Origin of the sequence: Thermococcus sp. 5-4 (assembly GCF_002197185.1) — an archaeon.
Classification (GTDB): domain Archaea; phylum Methanobacteriota_B; class Thermococci; order Thermococcales; family Thermococcaceae; genus Thermococcus; species Thermococcus radiotolerans.
In genome coordinates this window covers 536,312-552,431 of the sequence record NZ_CP021848.1, presented here as the reverse complement: position 1 = coordinate 552,431, position 16,120 = coordinate 536,312, and the positions used below count along the sequence as shown (strand labels likewise).

Below are 16,120 nucleotides of genomic sequence, written 5' to 3'. Positions count from 1 at the left end.
AAATGCTCAAGCGCGCACTCGCTATAATCCTGCTCCTCATCGTGGGTTACTGGCTCGCCCAGGGCCTTGCTGGAGTTCCCTTCGGCCAGGACAAAATGCTAGTGGGGCAGTACTACCTCGACAACGTGAAGCAGCAGACCGGAGCCGTCAACGCGGTCACCGCCGTCGTCGTCAACTACCGTGGATTCGATACCCTCGGTGAGGTCACCGTTCTGTTCATAGCATCAACCGGAGTCGGTGCACTCCTCTGGAGGAAAAAGAAGAAGAGAACCGCCAAGACCGAGGGTTCGATAGTCCTCACGACCGGAACCAGGCTTCTGGTGCCCTTCGTCATGCTCTTCGGTGCCTACATCTTCATCCACGGACACCTAACACCGGGAGGAGGATTCCCTGGCGGAGCCACCATCGCCACCGCGTTCCTGCTGCTCTATCTGGCGTTTATAACCTACGAGATACCCCACAAGGGCTTCGAGAAGACAGAGGGACTCGCCGGAATGGGCTACGTTATCGTCGGCCTCATTGGTCTCTCCATAGGCGGCTACTTCCTCTTCGACTGGATATGGCAGACATGGAACTTCGGCACGGAGAACGTTGGAAGGCTCCTCAGCGGCGGATTCATACCGATAATCTACACCATCATCGGCCTGAAGGTCGGCACTGAGCTCAGCGGCATCATCGACAACATGCTCAAGGAGGAGGTGAGCGAATGATCAGCGTCTACTACTTCGGCGCCATAGCCCTCATCCTCGTGGGCCTCTACGCGATACTCGTCAAGAAGAACCTCCTGAAGGTTCTCATCGGACTCAGCATAATGGAAACCGGCGTGAACCTGCTCCTCATCAGCGTGGGCTACGTCTCCGGAAGGAGCGCACCCATACTGAGCGAGGGAATCGGCCCGAACCAGGCCGTTGACCCGATTCCACAGGCCCTCGTGCTCACCGCGATAGTTATAGGCGTTGCCACCACCGCCATGGCCCTTAGCGTCGCCATGCTGATCTACGAGAAGTACGGAACCCTTAACATCGAGGAGATAAGGAGGTTGAGAGGATGAACGGGCAGTACGCCGCTCTGCTCATAGCGCTACCCCTCATCAGCGCGTTCTTCGTGCCCCTGCTGAAGGGCGCCGGAAAGAACGCGATCAAGTACTTCCTCATAGCTGTCACCGCACTCCAGACGGGAATAGCCGCGTGGGTGTTCCAGTGGGTTTACTCCACGGGCCAGCCGATAATCGTCATCGCCGGCGGTTGGAGGCCGCCCGTTGGAATCAACCTGTACTTCGGCCACTTCGCGGCGCTCTTCGTGCTCATCGTCGCGGCAATCAGCTTCCTCATGGCTGTCTTCAGCCTCAGGGCAATCGAAGTCGAGCCCATAGACAAGTACGCCATGCTCTTCCTGCTCCTCATGCTCGGAGCCACCGGCATGATAGCGACGGGAGACATATTCAACCTCTTCGTATTCATGGAGATAACCGCAATCAGCGCCTACGCCCTAACCGCCTACAACAAGACCGGTGAAGCCGCTGAGGCCTCGATGAAGTACATAATCCTTGGCGGAATCGGTTCCAGCTTCTTCCTCGTGGGCATAGCGCTCATCTACGGTTCCCTCGGAACTCTCAACATGGCACAGATAGCGCAGCTGGCCGCAACAATGGACCCGACCGTCGCACAGGTGGGACTGGCGCTGATAATCTTCGGCCTAGCCGTCGAGGCGGAGCTCTTCCCGCTCAACGCCTGGGCCCCCGATGCATACCAGGCCGCTCCGCACCCGGTGACCGTCATGTTCTCGGCTTTCGTCGTCAAGGCGGGCCTCTACGCCATGGCCAGGATTCTCTACCTGATGCAGGACGTCGGAAGCTGGGGTTCCGTCCTCAGGCTCCTCGTCGTGCTGGCGACGCTCACGGTAATCGTTGCGGAGCTCGCCGCGCTCAGGCAGAGGAACGTCAAGAGGATGATAGCGTACTCCAGTATAGCCCAGATAGGCCTCATCGCGCTCGCCCTCGCCCTCGGAACCCAGAGCGGTGTTGACGCCGGCGTCTTCCATATGATAAACCACGCCATCGTGAAGGCCATGCTGTTCCTCGCGGTCGGCTACGTTGCGATGACCCTCGGAGGGGCAGAGATTGAGAACTTCAGGGGACTTGGAAGGAGGATGCCGCTGACTGCCTTCGCGATCTCAGTGGGCGCCATAGCCACCGTCGGAATACCGCTGTTCAACATATTCTGGAGCAAAATCAGGATAATACTCGCCACCCTCCAGGTGGGCTACACTTGGGCGGCTGTCCTGGTGCTCACCGCAAGCGTCGTGGAGGCCGTCTATTACTTCAGACTGCTCCACACGATCTGGTTCGAGGGAGACGGAGAGAGGATAGACGAGAACATCGTTATCGGCCTCATGGTACTGTTCCTCGCGGCCCTCGTGGTCGTGATAGGAATCTACCCGGACTACGCCTGGAACCTCGCCCAGAAGGCCGGAAACGACATCTTTAACGTTGCCCAGTACGTTAAGAACGTGCCACTGATGGGGGTGGGAGCATGATCAACGAACTCCTCATCATAATCTTTGCGCCCCTGATAGCTGGAGTCATAGCGTGGGCGCTCGATATAAAGGGCGTGAGGGAAGCTATAGGCCTCATAGGCGCGGCGATACCCCTCGCGTACCTCGCCAAGCTTTACTCAACCGTCCTGAACGAGGCGGTAAACTACTCGGTTACGGTGAGCGGGTTCACCCTGCAGTTCCAGCTCAACACCATGAGCTGGTACTTCGCGGCGGTGGCCTCGCTGGTGGGCCTCGCGATGGCCCTCGGAATGGCATCAACCTCGAAGAGCTCCTACGACTGGCTCTTCGCCCTGATGAGCTACACGGGAGTGCTCGGTGTCTTCCTGAGCCAGGACTTCGTGGGATTCTTCCTGCTCTGGGAGATGATGACCTTTGCCAGCTTCATGATGGTCATCAGGAGGAACAAGCACGAGTCCCTCAAGTACTTCGTGCTGAGCGTTATCGGAGCCTACGCGATGCTGATAGCGATAGGCATCCTCTACGCCAAGACCGGAGCGCTCGACTTCGCCACCATAAGGCAGGCACTCTACGTTGACGCAAGCCTCGGAGCGATAAGCACCGCCGAGACGGCCCTCATATTCGGGCTGTTCCTGACGGCGTTCGGCGTTAAGGCCGGTGCCGTTCCGCTCCACGTCTGGGCGCCCGGAGCTTACAGCGAGACCGACCAGAGCTACACGACCTTCTTCAGCGGTGCCCTCAGCAAGGCGGGAGCCTATGGATTCCTCCTGCTCTACATCCTCATGGGCTACAAGCTCTACGCGGCCTTCGGAACCTTCCACGGGCACCTGACCTTCGCATATATAATCGCGTGGATAGGGGCGATAACGGTAGTCGTTGCAGGCTTCCTAGCGGTCCTCCAGGAGGACATCAGGAAGCTCTTCGCCTACTCGTCGGTCAGCCAGGTCGGCTACATACTGCTCGCCTTCGGACTCGGCAGCAGCCTCGGCTTTGCCGGAGGTCTCTTCCACGTGCTCAGCCACGCCGTGTTCAAGGGCCTTTTCTGGCTCGTGACCGCTGCCATAATCCTCCAGACCGGCAAGACCCAGTTCAAGGACATGGGAGGCCTCGCTGAGAAGATGCCCTTCACCTTCGCGATGGGCCTGATAGCGGTGCTGAGCCTTTCGGGAATTCCGCCGATGGCGGGCTTTGCCAGCAAGTGGCTCATATACGAGGCGGCCATAAGCGCCCACATGCCCCTCGTTGCAGGCGCCATATTCCTCGGAAGCGGCATAGCCTTCGCCTACGTGGTCAGGTTCCTCTACGCGGTTTGGTTCGGCCAGAGGCCGAGCGACCTTGAGGACGTTAAGGAGGCACCGCTCCCGCTCCTCATAGGAATGACCCTACTGGCGATCCCCAACCTGCTCTTCGGTGTTGCACCGGGCATAGTCACCAAGTACCTCAACAGGATGCTCGGAGGGGAAATCGTCGGCGGTGACTACTACAAGCTCGTTACCCCGACGGGAACCTACAACGCCCTGCTCGTGACGATAGCCCTCACAATCGGCCTGGTCATAGCCGGACTGGTGTATCTCTACGGCGCCAAGGTGAGGAAGATAAAGGTGACAAACACCTACCAGTCGGGTAACCCCGTCACTGAGGAGTTCAACCTCAGCATCAGGAAGAACTTCTACAGGCCACTCGCCGAGGCCCTGGAGTTCTGGCTCAAGTACAGCTGGGACAGGTTCTACGAGCGCCTGGCGGGCATAGTGGAGGACTTCGCAGACTCGATCAGACAGTCCCTGTACAACGGCAACGTCCAGAGCTACTCGTGGTACCTGGCGATAGTGCTGCTCATACTCGCACTGTGGGGGGTGTTGTGAATGATTGACTGGAAGCTCATCCTGGAAGTCATTGGAATGCTGATATACGCCACCTTCATGGGCTTCATATTCATGGGCATAGAGAGGAAGGCCATGGCAAGGATTCAGCGCCGCGTTGGACCGCCTATATACCAGCCGATAATAGACACCCTCAAGCTGCTGGGCAAGAAGGAGAGCGTCACCCATGGATTCATCTACGACTTCGGCCCGATATTTGCCCTCGGAGCCAGCATCGCAGCACTGCTCTTCATTCCCCTCGCAGGCTTCCGTCTCTTCAGCGTCAACGCCGACCTCATAGTCGTTGCATATCTCCTTGAGGTGCCGATGCTCGGCATAATGCTCGGTGCGATGAGCTCAGGAAACCCCTACTCAGCGGTCGGTGTCCAGCGTGGACTGCTCACCATGGTGGCCATGCAGCTGCCATACGGTCTCGCGCTGATAGCCGTCATCCAGCACTGGGGAACCTTCAAGCTGAACGAGCTGGTGTCCCTCCAGCAGGCCCACGGATGGAGCATCCTCGTCCCGGCACTCTTCCTGGCAATGATAGTCTTCGACATAGTCTTCCAGGCGATGCTCGGCCTCGAGCCCTTCGACATAATCACCGCCCCGGCGGAAATCTCGATGGGTCCCATGGTCGAGTACGGCGGCAAGCACGCGGCAATACTCTTCACCCAGCACGCGGTTCAGCTCTTCGCAGAGACGGCATTCTTTGCGGTAATCTTCCTCGGAGGAGCCAGCAACCTGCTCGAGCTGCTCATCAAGCAGATAGCGGTGCTCTTCATAGCGATATTCGTGGCCAGCATCTACCCGAGGTTCACCATAGACCAGGCGGCCAAGTTCTTCTGGAAGTGGCCGACCATACTGGGAATAATAGCCGTGCTCCTGACGATGTGAGGTGATGTGGATGAGCGAGAGAAAGAATGACGATTTCATAAGCTACGAGCTCCAGGAGTTCAAGCTCTTCGAGCCCCTGTTCAAGTGGGCCAGGAAGAAGAGCCTCTGGATAGTGGCCTTCTGTACGGGCTGTGGCGGTATCGAGATGCCGCCGCTGGCCACCGCCAGATACGACTTCGAGCGTTTCGGAATAATGCCAAACCCTGCACCGAGGATGGGTGACCTGTTCCTCATCACGGGCTACGTTACCCCAAAGACCCTCAAGAGAATCATCATAACCTACGAGATGATGCAGGACCCCAAGTACGTGCTGATACACGGCTCATGCCCGATAAACGGCGGAGTCTACTGGGATTCCTACAACGTCGTCAAGCAGTTCGACAAGTACCTGCCGGTTGACGTGGCGATAGCCGGCTGCATGCCAAGGCCGGAAGCAGTTATGGACGGAATAATGGAGATAATGCGCAAGATAGAGGAGGGAACCGCCGACGGCTGGAAGCGCTACAGGGAGAACTACGAGTACTACAGGAAGAATCAGGACGAGCTGTTTGGAGAAGGATGGCGCGAGAAGGACGCCAGGAGGTGGCTGGCATGGATATGAACGAGAAGCCCAAGGTCGAGGAGAAGGTTGAGGAGCAAAAGCCCCAGGAGGTTCCAGAAGTGGAGGCTCCAAAGCTCCCCGATACCAAAGAGGGGAAGCTGGTTGCGGAGGTGCTTGAGAAGGCACCCTACGCCGAGGGCAACGTCAGGCGAGAGAGGCGCGTTGAGTTCAAAGTCCCCGCGGACAGGATAAAGGAGTTCCTCGAACTCGCGAGTGAGAAGTTCGAGATGCTCATTCAGATAAGCGTCGTTGACTGGCTCAAGGAGGGTGAGTTCGAGCTTGTCTACCAGCTCTGGAGCGTCAGTGAGAGCGTTCACGCCTTCGTGAGGACGAGGATACCCAGGGAGAACGCAAAGATGCCGACCGTCATGGACATCTGGCCGGTCGCCGAGACCTACGAGAGGGAGGCTCACGAGTTCTTCGGCATAATATTCGAGGGCAACCCGAGGCTCGGTCCCTTCATCCTCGAGCCGAGGGAGTACGAGAAGCACCCATTCAGAAAGGACTTCAACATGATAGGCTACGTCAAGACGATCTACGGCGAGGATTTCGACAGATACGACGAGAGCAAGACCAACTATGTGATATGAGGTGATGATCATGGCGAATTTGGAAGTCCCGAAGGAACTTAGGGAAGAGGCAAAGGCCCACGATATGTACCTTCACCCCATAGACAAGGATACCTACGAGCTGTTCTTCGGTCCGCAGCACATGGCCACCGAGAACTTCAGCATAATCCTGAAGATGGATGGAAGCAGGGTTGAGAAGGCCATAGTCAACCCCGGATTCCTCCACCGCGGTTTCGAGAAGCTCGCAGAGCAGAGGCCCTACTTCACCAACATCGCCCTGCTCCTCCGTATATGTGTTCCCGAGAGCGACGTGCCGGAGAACATCTACTCCATGGCGGTTGACGAGATAGTCGGCTGGGAGGTTCCGGAGAGGGCCCAGTGGATAAGGACTGTAGTCCTCGAGATGGCCAGGATGAGCGCCTGGATGTTCTGGATAATGGGCTTTGGAAACGAGATAGGTCTCTATACAGCGGGCCAGTGGGCTGCAGCCTATCGTGAGAGGTTCATGCGCCTCTTCGAGGAGCTCACGGGCGGTAGGGTCTACCACATCTACACCGTGCCCGGAGGAGTCAGGAGGGACATACCCGGTGACAAGTGGCTCCGCCAGCTCAGAGACACCGTCGAGTACCTAAAGGGCAAGCTCAAGGACTTCGACGAGATACTCTTCGACAACTACATAACCTTCGAGAGGACTGAGGGAGTTGGTGTAATGGACAAGAGGTTCGCGCTGAAGCACGCCGTCACCGGTCCGAATCTCAGGGCCGTCGGCGTTCCCTACGACGTCAGGAAGGATGACCCGTACCTGTTCTACCCAGAGCTCGAGTTCGAGGTTCCGGTCCTGAAGGAGGGGGACAGCCTGGCCAGGGTCCTCGTGAGGAGGTACGAGATGGAGCAGGACCTCTACATCCTGGAGCAGCTCCTCGATATGGGGCCGCCGAGCGGGCCGTACATGGTCAAGGACGCCAGGCTCAAGGCCCTGCCGAGGTTCAAGCCGCCGAAGGGTGACGCCTACGCCCACGTCGAGAGCACGAAGGGAGACTTTGGCGCCTACGTCGTCAGCGACGGAACCCACAAACCGTACAGGGTTCATATCAGAGGCCCGAGCCAGAGCCACGGAGTCACGGTGCTTGAGGAGCTCCTGAAGGGAGCGCGCCTTGCGGACGTTCCGGTCATCCTGAAGACCCTTGACAACTGCCCGCCGGACATAGACAGGTGATGAAGATGGAGAGCGTTGAGAAGCCAAAGGTTAGGGTCGTCGGCGAGGAGAAGGTCAAGCTCAAGAAATCATTCGTCAAGCCGTGGATGGGCATCAAGTACCTCTTCAAGAAGCCGGTCACGCTAAAGATACCCTTCGAGCAGATAGAGCCGGCACCGAAGTACAGGGGATTCCACACGCTGAACTGGAAGACCTGCGTCGGCTGTAACTTCTGCGGCCAGATATGTCCCGCCAGGGCCATAGAGATGACCTGGATCGAAGTGGACGGCAAGATGGAGAAGAGGCCGCACCCGAAGGTGGACTACGGCAGGTGTACCTTCTGCCAGTTCTGTGTGGACGTCTGCCCGACCGGTGCCCTTGACTTCACCGAGAACTACTACCTCACCACCGGCGGCCTTGAGGAAGACTTGGAGCTCTACGACTGGGTGCCCATAGACCCGAAGAAGGTCAAGGAGCTCAACGAGAAGTTCAGGGACTACCGCTTCCCGGTCGTCAAGATCGAGAAGCTGGAGGACGGTACCCACATCTACCACCTCCGCGACGGCGACAAGATAGAGTTCAAGATACTCGGCTACGGTCTGAGGCCACCCAAGAAGCCGACGCCGGCCAAGCCACCTGCGAAGCCTGCCAAGGCCCCGGAGAAGAAAGAGGCCGCCAAACCGGCCGAGAAGAAGGAAGAGAAGCCTGCCGAGAAGGCCGAGGAAAAAGCTCAGGCCAAGCCCGAGGAGAAGAAGGAGTGACCCTTTTCCTTTCTTTAATCCCCCAACTTTTCTGAAATCCAGATCCCCCGAACGCAGTATCGTGGCCAAGAATCGCAACTTTTTAAAGTAGTAATGCCCAAAGCTCTCAGAGGTGATTTCATGGCGGACCTGAGGAGCGAGAGGAGCCTCGGACTCGTTGGCTCAGTGCTCGTTCTGGTGGGGGGATTCATCGGTGTGATCCCCTACATGGGGATCTTCAAGGGGACCCTCTCGTTGGTGGGGGAGATACTTGTTCTCATAGCGCTCAAGGGCATCGGGGACAAGCTCGGCGACGACAGGCCCTTCAGATACTACCTCTATTCAGTCATAGTCTTTTTCGCCGGCCTGCTTCTGGCGGTAATCCTAATGATCATTGGCGTGTTCTCGATTTCTAACTCAACGATGGCCTTTGGGCATCCTCTCCACAGCTCAATGGGAGTCTTTGGGGCGACTATGGTGACCCTCGGAGGTCTGGCGGTAGTGGCTGTGCTCGTACTCGGCATATACTTTGACATCAAGGCCTGGCGCGCGGCCTACGAGGTGACTGGCGTGGAGGAGTTTGACCAGGTTGCAACCTGGACGAAATGGGGCGTGATAACCCTCATAATCTTCGTGGGAGTTATACTGCTCTTCATCGCTGCGGTATACCAGATAATAGGCTTCGCAAACCTGCCGGAGGAGATTGAAACCTCAACCCCAACAAACGTGGCATCGTGAGCCCATCTTCTCACTCTTTTGGGTAACGTTTTTAAGCTTGAGGTTGATTTTTATACGGTGGTTTCGGTGACCGTTGTTAACGTTAGCAGTGAAAAGAACATGGGAATGTGGGGGGCAATCCTCACCCTCGTCGGCGGTTTTATACCGTACATCGGCAGTGTGGTATCGTTGATCGGCTTCATCCTGATACTGCTGGCTCTGAAGGGAATAAGCGATGCCGTAGGCGACGAGAGGCCCTTTAAGAACTACCTCTACGGCGTCATCTTTGCTATAGGCGGTCTGATAGTCATCCTCGCCCTGCTGTTCGGAACCTTTGCCCTCGTTCCAGCGGGATGGCACCTCAGCGAATCGGCCGGAATAGGCCTGGCGATATTTCTCTTCATACTGTTTGTGGCCCTGATAATAGGCGCCGCCTACTTCCAGAAGAGGGCCTGGCTTGCGATGTACGAGATAACCGACACCAAGGAGTTCAAGGACGCCGCCACGTGGGTGTGGTGGGGCGCACTTACTGCCATAATCCTCGTTGGATTCCTGCTGCTCCTGATCGCGCGCGTCTTCGTCATAATAGCCTTCAACAAGATGCCCGCGGAGCTTGGAGAGGAGCCGGAGCCAGCCCCAGCGGAAGAAGAGGTAATCTGGTGACCCCTTTTCTTTTGTCTTTTTGTGTTGTAAAAAAGAAGAACTCAGAGGAGCCTGTCGAGCACTATCGCCGTAAGCGCTCCAACAGCCATCCCAGACTCCAAGATGCTGGCGACTATCTTCGGGAAGGCCGCCAGGAACTCCGCCGGGAGCTGGGGTGCTCCGAGACCGGCTATCAGTGCGGCGGCCAGTACCAGCGTGTTCCTGTCGTTGAACTCGACCCTCTCCTTTATCAGCCTCAAACCCGTGACGCTTATCATTCCGTACAGCGCCAGGGTCAGGCCGCCGAGAACCGGCGCGGGCATTGAGGCGAGGACTCCCCCGAACTTCGGAACCAGCGAGAGGAGGATCAGAATAACCGCCCCTATCTGCACCACGTACCTGCTGCCAACCTTCGTGAGGGCCACCACACCTATGTTCTCCGAGTAGCTCGTCGTTCCACACGCGCCGAGGAGGCCCGCTATCGAGCAGGCCAGGCCCTCGCTGCCTATTCCCCTCGCTATGTGCTTGCCCGTTATGTCCGAGCCCGTGACGGTGGCTATCGCGTGGTAGTCCCCGACGCTCTCTATGATGCTCACCATGAAGGCGAAGAGGAGCAGGACTATCGCCGTTGTGTCGAATACCGGTTCGCCCCACGGGAAGGGCCTTGGGATGCTCACAACCGGCAGGCTCTTTACCAGTCCGAAGTCCGTGAGGCCGAGGGGAACGCTCACAAGGTAGCCAACCGCAGCACCCACCACGACAGGCATTGCCTTCAGGCTTCCCTTCGCCCTCAGAGCGACCATAACGGTCGTGAGGAAAGTTATGGCCGCCACCAGGGTTGCCCTGGCGATGCTCCCCCCTGACGGGTCCGCGTAGAAGTTGAAGAAGTTCTTAACCGCAACGTCGGCTAGGCTGAAGCCTATCAGCGTTATCGTGACGCCCGTGACCAGCGGGGTGAAGAGCTTCCTGACCTTCCCGATTATCCCGAGCCATCCAATGGCTGCCTCTATCAGGCCCCCAACGATCAGCGCACCCTGGACCGCGGCCATTCCGAGGCTTGAGCCAATCGCTATGAGGCCCGGAATGAAGGCGAAGCTTGAGCCCTGCACTATCGGATACCGGGAGCCTATCGTCGTCTGGAGCAGTGTTGCGATGCCCATCGCCAGCAGAACGGCCTGTATCATGAGGGCAATCTCGGAGCCGCTCAGACCAACTGCACCCCCAACGACTAGGGGCACGGTGACGGTGGCACCGAACATCGCGAGAACATGCTGAAGGCCAAAAACCAAAGCCTTTGAAGGTTCAACCTTATCCTCGATTCCAACCTTGAGTACAGGTCCTTTCATCGTCTCAAGGGTTTCCATTAAAGCCCGCTCAATCTGTGTAAAGGTTTGTTTAAAAAGCTTTCGGAGGCAGGGAAAATAGACAGAAAAATGTCAATCACCAGCCCTGAACCTTCGTCAGAACATCGTCCGGAACCCTGCCCTCCTCGACGTCCGCTATGGCCCTCTCCAGCCTGTTGAGACCCTCCTCTAGGAGTTCCTCCTCTATCGTGAGGGGCGGCTGAATCCTCAGCACGTTGCCCTGAAGGAACGCAAGAACTAAACCCAGCTCGTAGGCACGCCAGACGACCTTCCTGGCCTCCTCATAGGCTCTCTCCTTGGTCTCCCTGTCCTTCACAAGGTCAACGCCGAGCATCAGGCCGAGACCGCGAACGTCGCCGATGAGCTCGTGCTCCTCCTTCATCTTCTCGAGCCTCTTTCTGGTGTACTTTCCGAGCTTCTCCGCCCTCTTGAGCAGGTCCCTCTCCTCTATCTCCTCGATAACCGCCAGGGCCGCCCTGCTCGTCACGGGGTTGCCGCTGAGGGTGAAGGTGTGTCCAAGCGACGGGAGGGAGTCCATAACCTCGGAGCGCCCTATTATCGCGCTTATGGGGAGTCCGCCGCCGAGGGGTTTGGCTATCGTTATGACATCGGGGGTGACCCCGAAGTGCTCTATCGCGAACCATTTGCCCGTCCTCCCCATGCCGCTCTGAACCTCGTCCACTATGAGGAGAATCCCGTGCTCGTCGAGTATCCTCTTGACCCTCCTGAAGTAATCCTGTGGCGGAACGACCATTCCGGCGTCGCCCTGTATCGGCTCGGCGAATAGGGCCGCGACGCCGTCGGCGTAGACCTCTCCCTCGAACTTCTCCTTGATGTAGGAGACGCACTCCATTTTGCAGGTCTTTGGATCCTTCCCGAAGGGACAGCGGTAACAGTTAGGGTACGGGAGGTAATGAATACCGCTCAGCTCACCGACTATGGAGCGAACCTCGAAGTCGAGGCCCGTTATACTCATCGCACCGTAGGTTGCCCCGTAATAGCTCCTGAGATAGCTGAGTATCGTTCTCCTCCGCGTGTAAGCCCTCGCGAGCTTTATCGCCCCATCGTTGGCATCGCTCCCACTCATCCCAAAGCTGACCTTCGCGCTCTCGATGGGCGATATCTCGGCGAGCTTCTCAGCCAGGAGGAGCGGCTCAACCGGGAAGCCGTAGATGAAGGTGAAGTGTATCAGCCTCTCCGCCTGCTCCCTTATCGCGTTCACGACCCTGGGATTGTTGTGCCCAACGTTCTGAACGGCGGCGTCGCTCAGGAAGTCTATGTACTCCCTGCCCTCGATGTCCCAGACGCGAGCGTTCTCAGCCTTGACGCCCACTATCGGCGCGTAGGTGACGCGAGCCGACCTCGGAAAAACCCGTGAATAGCGCTCCACAACCTCCTCCTTGTTTCGGGGATAGTTCATGCTCTCACCGTACTGCTATACGCGTTTGAAATTAATAGCAATTTCGCCCAGATTTTGCTAATTTCGCAGAAAAAATTAAAAGGATAGCAAAATATTGACAAAAATTGAGGTGAAAAAATGCGTACTAGTGAGCATCTTGACGAACTGGACAGGATGATACTCCACATCCTCCAGGAGGACGGGCGGGCCAGCTACTCCGAGATAGCGAGACGCCTCAAGGTGCCGGAATCGACTGTCAGGCTCAGGGTGAAGAAGCTCGTCGAGAGGGGCGTCATAAGGAAGTTCTCGGCGCTCATAAATCCATTTAAGGCCGGTTACTCAATAGTCGCGTTCATAGCGGTCGACGTTGAGCCGAGCAGGGTGAAGAAGGCCGCGGAGGAGCTGAGCAAGCTGCCGGAAGTGGACGTTCTGGGCATAGCGACCGGGGCGCACGATATACTCATGCAGGTAACCGTTAAGGACCTTCAGGAGCTCGAGAGCTTCCTCATAGAAAAGCTGGGAAGAATAGAGGGGCTGAGGAGCACGGAAACGTCAATCCTGACGAGCGTAAGGAAGTGGGGCTACGCGAGGGTGTTCTAAGTCACCCTCTCGAGACCATCCTTTTTGACGATGTACGTGTCCTCGTGCTTTATCGCCCCCTCCGGAATCATCAGCGGCGAATGGATAACCGTTAGAACCATGTTCTCCTGAAGCTTCGCGGCCCTCTGCGGGACGACTATGGTGGCGATGGGGGGCTCCTCTATGAGCAGGCCAACGCCGTGGGTGTAGCCAGCTATGTAAGCTTCCCCAAAGCCCCTCTCCTTGAAGAAGTTCGCGAGCTTCTTCTCGACGGTGTTCAGTGCAACGCCAACCTTCGTCTCCTCAAGCGCGATTCTGTAGGCCTCTTCCTTGGTCTCGATGGCCCTCCTTACCCTCTCGCCCGGCTCGCCGACCACAAAGGTTCTCGCCACGTTGGCGTAGTAGTTGTTCCAGTCTGCACCGATGACGACTGTAACGACCCCGTTCTCGGGGGCTTTCAGGTCGCGGAAGGGCTCGGCGTGCGCCCTCGGCGTCGTTGAAACGTAGACCTTCGGGTCTTCGCTGCCGCTCAGCATGAGCTCCCTTACAACTTCAGCCGCTATCTCCAGCTCGCTGAGGCCCGGTTTTATGACCTCCTCGGCGACCTTCATACCGCGCCCGGCTATTTTCCCGGCTTTCCTGATGTTGTCGAGCTCCCACTCTTCCTTTATCATCCTCAGCCCCATAGTGAGGTCGAGGATGTCCACTATCTCCACGGTCGGGTTGAGGCGCTCGAATATCTTGAGGAATATGAGGTAGGCGTCGCGCTCTATGCCGAATTCGAGTCCAACGCGGCTCATCCCGTTGCGGTGTATCCAGCCCACAACGCCGGCCATCAGGTCCTCCACCTTCTGAAACTCCATGACGTTCTCGATCCAGCTCTTCTCCCTGAAAAGCTCGGCCTCGCCCTTGACGACGTAGACCACCGGCTCGCCCTCGGCAGGAATGAGGAGGCTCGGCCGGAGCCACTTGGTTCCGGTGAAGTAAATGAAGCTCGAGAGGGTTCTTATCACCGCCCCGTCTATCTCGTTCTCCCTCAACAGCTCCTGAAAGCGCTCCACCCTTCTTCGGAATATCTCCCTGTCCCCGCGCACATGAACCACCTCAGTCCCTCCAGTCCAGCAGTCTCTTCTCGCCCTCAATCCTTTTATATGGCTCGATGTCCATCGTCATCTCAAGGGTGCCGAGGTACTCGCCGTCCCTCCCGAACAGCGGGACGTACCTGATGTAGACGTACTTCGGCCCGAGCCGGAGCCAGAAGGCTGCCTCCTTCTTCCTGCCCTCCTTAAAGGCCTTGAGGATTTTGTTCACTATGTGGACGCTCTTCGGGGGATGGCAGAGCTGGACGGGCCTTCCGAGCACGGACGGGGTTCTCGCGAATATCCTCTCCCCCGGCGAGAAGAAGCGAACCCTGTCGTCCCTGTCTATGAATGTCACGTCCACCGGAAGGGCCTCGAATATCGCCTTTAGTTCCTCAATGTTCACGTAGCCGGTTCCAAGGTCTATATCCCCCTCGCGTTTGAGTTCTGACTTGTCGAACTCCAGAGGCTGGCCCTTCAACGCCTGCTGAATCTCCCTCGGAAGGTTCAGCAGTTCCTCAACACTCAGCTCTGGGTCGATCTCCCATGGATGGAGCGGCTCAACGTCCTCTCCCGGGTCCCACACCGGCGGATTAACCTTGTAATAGCCGAACTCGTCTTCCTGCATCCTTATTGCCTTCCACTCCCCATCGCTCAGCAGCGCCTTTAGGGTTGGGTAGTAGATGTTGTTCTCCCTGAAGACCATATCGCTCAGCGCGAATGAAGCCTCGCCGGCCTTTTCCTTAAAGCGCTCAACGAACTCTTCCCAGGGCATTCTGTCCCTTTTCCTCAAAAGCCCGGCCAGGTGCTTTACCATGAACCTTATCTCATCGTGCTTCGTCCAGAGAACGGTCGCTATCGCCGTCAGACCCCTGCGCTCGATGTAGGGGAAGGTGAGCATCTCCTCGCGGTTGTAGTGGGTAAAGCCGACCTTCCTGAGGTTGCCCACTATCTCCTCCAGGACGCCGAGGATTTCCTCCCTCATGCGCTCGTCCTTGGTCGTTGCTAGGGTTCTCGCGTAGAGGTTGAGCATCTCGGCGTCCTTCATTATCTCCTTGTTCTCGAGGTAGAGTGTCTTGAGCGGGTGCCCGTCGGGAAGGGCCCTCTCCTCGAGTTCCTCCGTTCCGGCAACCGCTTCCCTGAACAGCTCGACGTGGAGGTCGCACATCTTCGCTATGTCCTTGGCAGATATGCCCTCCTTCACCAGCTCCTGCTCTATGATCGGAATCTCCAGGGGGGAGATGCCACCCAACACGACCCTGAACTCTTCCTTGAGTTCGTTAACGTCCTCCCCCTCATGAATCCGGAGAAGGAGCCTCTTCAACTGCTCCTTCTTGTATTCGCGATTGTTCAACAATTCAGTCATCTTTACCACCTTCATGACAAGTGTCATATAAAACGTTTATAAGCATTGCTGGGCATATCTGCCCAACAAAGTTTATATGCCGCGCGTCATAAAAGATGACGGTGGAAAACATGATACTCGATGTTCGTGGATTGCAGCCCCCACAACCGGCTGTCATGATGGTGGAAGCCCTCGCCAAGCTCGAGGCGGGGAAAACTCTTGAGGTAATCGGCGACAAGCCTTTCGTTGACATGATAGGGAAGCTTGAGGAGGCCGGTTACAGGATTGAATTGAAGGAAATCGGTGGAGCCTTCGTGCTCAGGATAACCAAAACCGAGAACTCGAGAGAGCTCACGATGGAGCTCAAGGAATGCGACGACAGGCTAGAGGAAATAACCGAGGAAACCAACGTGGCCCAGCTCCTCAAAGCCTACCCGGAGTCCCTTAAGATACTCGTGAAGTACGGCTTCTCACCCCTTGAGAACCCGGAGATGAGGAGAACCCTCTCCAAGACGATAACCCTGAGGGACGCCAAGAGGCTCCTCGGAATGAGCGACGAGAGGTTCAAAAAGATGATGGAAGAGCTCAAGGGACTGGAAAAGGCTTAAATATTCCGCGCG

At 57.2% G+C, this 16,120-nt stretch carries 17 protein-coding genes; 13 read left to right on the top strand and 4 right to left on the bottom strand.

The features are described 5' to 3' along the window. The first annotated feature begins 2 nt into the window (after positions 1–2). The 11 genes from CDI07_RS03120 to CDI07_RS03070 all read left to right on the top strand — a co-directional run bounded on the left by CDI07_RS03120 (position 3) and on the right by CDI07_RS03070 (position 9,755). Positions 3–710 carry a Na(+)/H(+) antiporter subunit B gene (locus CDI07_RS03120; protein ID WP_088180211.1) on the top strand — a complete coding sequence of 236 codons (708 nt, stop codon included), beginning with the start codon at positions 3–5 and terminating at the stop codon, positions 708–710. Then, complete coding sequence (locus tag CDI07_RS03115; RefSeq protein WP_088180210.1) at positions 707–1,051, top strand: NADH-quinone oxidoreductase subunit K; 345 nt, start codon at positions 707–709, stop codon at positions 1,049–1,051. Before CDI07_RS03120 ends, CDI07_RS03115 begins: the two co-directional genes overlap by 4 nt. Further along, complete coding sequence (locus CDI07_RS03110; RefSeq protein WP_088180209.1) at positions 1,048–2,535, top strand: proton-conducting transporter membrane subunit; 1,488 nt, start codon at positions 1,048–1,050, stop codon at positions 2,533–2,535. The genes CDI07_RS03115 and CDI07_RS03110 overlap by 4 nt, the downstream gene beginning before the upstream one ends. Further along, a complete protein-coding gene (locus tag CDI07_RS03105) occupies positions 2,532–4,376 on the top strand; it encodes a proton-conducting transporter membrane subunit (protein WP_088180208.1) in 1,845 nt (614 codons plus the stop codon). Before CDI07_RS03110 ends, CDI07_RS03105 begins: the two co-directional genes overlap by 4 nt. After that, on the top strand, positions 4,377–5,270 hold the full coding sequence (locus CDI07_RS03100; RefSeq protein WP_088180207.1) for a respiratory chain complex I subunit 1 family protein: 894 nt from the start codon (positions 4,377–4,379) through the stop codon (positions 5,268–5,270). A gap of 10 nt (positions 5,271–5,280) precedes the next feature. After that, complete coding sequence (locus CDI07_RS03095) at positions 5,281–5,871, top strand: NADH-quinone oxidoreductase subunit B family protein (protein WP_088180206.1); 591 nt, start codon at positions 5,281–5,283, stop codon at positions 5,869–5,871. Then, positions 5,862–6,461, top strand: a complete 600-nt coding sequence (locus tag CDI07_RS03090; RefSeq protein ID WP_088180205.1) for an NADH-quinone oxidoreductase subunit C — start codon at positions 5,862–5,864, stop codon at positions 6,459–6,461. Before CDI07_RS03095 ends, CDI07_RS03090 begins: the two co-directional genes overlap by 10 nt. 10 nt (positions 6,462–6,471) lie before the next feature. Next, positions 6,472–7,656 carry an NADH-quinone oxidoreductase subunit D gene (locus CDI07_RS03085; RefSeq protein ID WP_088180204.1) on the top strand — a complete coding sequence of 395 codons (1,185 nt, stop codon included), beginning with the start codon at positions 6,472–6,474 and terminating at the stop codon, positions 7,654–7,656. 5 nt (positions 7,657–7,661) lie between these two features. Beyond that, positions 7,662–8,396, top strand: coding sequence for an NADH-quinone oxidoreductase subunit NuoI (gene nuoI / locus CDI07_RS03080; protein ID WP_088180203.1), 735 nt, complete (start codon positions 7,662–7,664; stop codon positions 8,394–8,396). Between the two features lie 120 nt (positions 8,397–8,516). Then, complete coding sequence (locus tag CDI07_RS03075) at positions 8,517–9,113, top strand: DUF996 domain-containing protein (RefSeq protein WP_088180202.1); 597 nt, start codon at positions 8,517–8,519, stop codon at positions 9,111–9,113. A 57-nt stretch (positions 9,114–9,170) separates the two neighbouring features. Continuing rightward, on the top strand, positions 9,171–9,755 hold the full coding sequence (locus CDI07_RS03070; protein WP_226996602.1) for a DUF996 domain-containing protein: 585 nt from the start codon (positions 9,171–9,173) through the stop codon (positions 9,753–9,755). A 41-nt stretch (positions 9,756–9,796) separates the two neighbouring features. Here CDI07_RS03070 and CDI07_RS03065 read toward each other — a convergent pair whose 3' ends face one another. Both CDI07_RS03065 and CDI07_RS03060 read right to left on the bottom strand, forming a co-directional pair. After that, complete coding sequence (locus CDI07_RS03065) at positions 9,797–11,098, bottom strand: uracil-xanthine permease family protein (protein WP_088180200.1); 1,302 nt, start codon at positions 11,096–11,098, stop codon at positions 9,797–9,799. Positions 11,099–11,174: 76 nt separating this feature from the next. Next, on the bottom strand, positions 11,175–12,518 hold the full coding sequence (locus CDI07_RS03060; protein ID WP_088180199.1) for a leucine/methionine racemase: 1,344 nt from the start codon (positions 12,516–12,518) through the stop codon (positions 11,175–11,177). 117 nt (positions 12,519–12,635) lie between these two features. Between CDI07_RS03060 and CDI07_RS03055 the strand changes: the two genes are divergently transcribed. Further along, positions 12,636–13,097 (top strand): Lrp/AsnC family transcriptional regulator, encoded by a 462-nt coding sequence (locus CDI07_RS03055; RefSeq protein WP_014012145.1) that lies wholly within the window; start codon positions 12,636–12,638, stop codon positions 13,095–13,097. Here CDI07_RS03055 and CDI07_RS03050 read toward each other — a convergent pair. Further along, positions 13,094–14,170, bottom strand: coding sequence for a Xaa-Pro peptidase family protein (locus tag CDI07_RS03050; RefSeq protein WP_088180198.1), 1,077 nt, complete (start codon positions 14,168–14,170; stop codon positions 13,094–13,096). The genes CDI07_RS03055 and CDI07_RS03050 overlap by 4 nt on opposite strands. 10 nt (positions 14,171–14,180) lie before the next feature. Then, positions 14,181–15,521 (bottom strand): DUF438 domain-containing protein, encoded by a 1,341-nt coding sequence (locus tag CDI07_RS03045; protein WP_088180197.1) that lies wholly within the window; start codon positions 15,519–15,521, stop codon positions 14,181–14,183. 110 nt (positions 15,522–15,631) lie between these two features. Between CDI07_RS03045 and CDI07_RS03040 the strand changes: the two genes are divergently transcribed. Continuing rightward, positions 15,632–16,108, top strand: coding sequence for a DUF1858 domain-containing protein (locus CDI07_RS03040; protein ID WP_088180196.1), 477 nt, complete (start codon positions 15,632–15,634; stop codon positions 16,106–16,108). The last annotated feature ends 12 nt before the right edge of the window (positions 16,109–16,120 follow it).

Coding starts and splice junctions, on each gene's coding strand:
- CDI07_RS03120 (WP_088180211.1), top strand. CDS start 3: ATGCTCAAGCGCGCACTCGCTATAATCCTGCTCCTCATCGTGGGTTAC.
- CDI07_RS03115 (WP_088180210.1), top strand. CDS start 707: ATGATCAGCGTCTACTACTTCGGCGCCATAGCCCTCATCCTCGTGGGC.
- CDI07_RS03110 (WP_088180209.1), top strand. CDS start 1,048: ATGAACGGGCAGTACGCCGCTCTGCTCATAGCGCTACCCCTCATCAGC.
- CDI07_RS03105 (WP_088180208.1), top strand. CDS start 2,532: ATGATCAACGAACTCCTCATCATAATCTTTGCGCCCCTGATAGCTGGA.
- CDI07_RS03100 (WP_088180207.1), top strand. CDS start 4,377: ATGATTGACTGGAAGCTCATCCTGGAAGTCATTGGAATGCTGATATAC.
- CDI07_RS03095 (WP_088180206.1), top strand. CDS start 5,281: ATGAGCGAGAGAAAGAATGACGATTTCATAAGCTACGAGCTCCAGGAG.
- CDI07_RS03090 (WP_088180205.1), top strand. CDS start 5,862: ATGGATATGAACGAGAAGCCCAAGGTCGAGGAGAAGGTTGAGGAGCAA.
- CDI07_RS03085 (WP_088180204.1), top strand. CDS start 6,472: ATGGCGAATTTGGAAGTCCCGAAGGAACTTAGGGAAGAGGCAAAGGCC.
- nuoI (WP_088180203.1), top strand. CDS start 7,662: ATGGAGAGCGTTGAGAAGCCAAAGGTTAGGGTCGTCGGCGAGGAGAAG.
- CDI07_RS03075 (WP_088180202.1), top strand. CDS start 8,517: ATGGCGGACCTGAGGAGCGAGAGGAGCCTCGGACTCGTTGGCTCAGTG.
- CDI07_RS03065 (WP_088180200.1), bottom strand. CDS start 11,098: ATGGAAACCCTTGAGACGATGAAAGGACCTGTACTCAAGGTTGGAATC.
- CDI07_RS03060 (WP_088180199.1), bottom strand. CDS start 12,518: ATGAACTATCCCCGAAACAAGGAGGAGGTTGTGGAGCGCTATTCACGG.
- CDI07_RS03055 (WP_014012145.1), top strand. CDS start 12,636: ATGCGTACTAGTGAGCATCTTGACGAACTGGACAGGATGATACTCCAC.
- CDI07_RS03045 (WP_088180197.1), bottom strand. CDS start 15,521: ATGACTGAATTGTTGAACAATCGCGAATACAAGAAGGAGCAGTTGAAG.
- CDI07_RS03040 (WP_088180196.1), top strand. CDS start 15,632: ATGATACTCGATGTTCGTGGATTGCAGCCCCCACAACCGGCTGTCATG.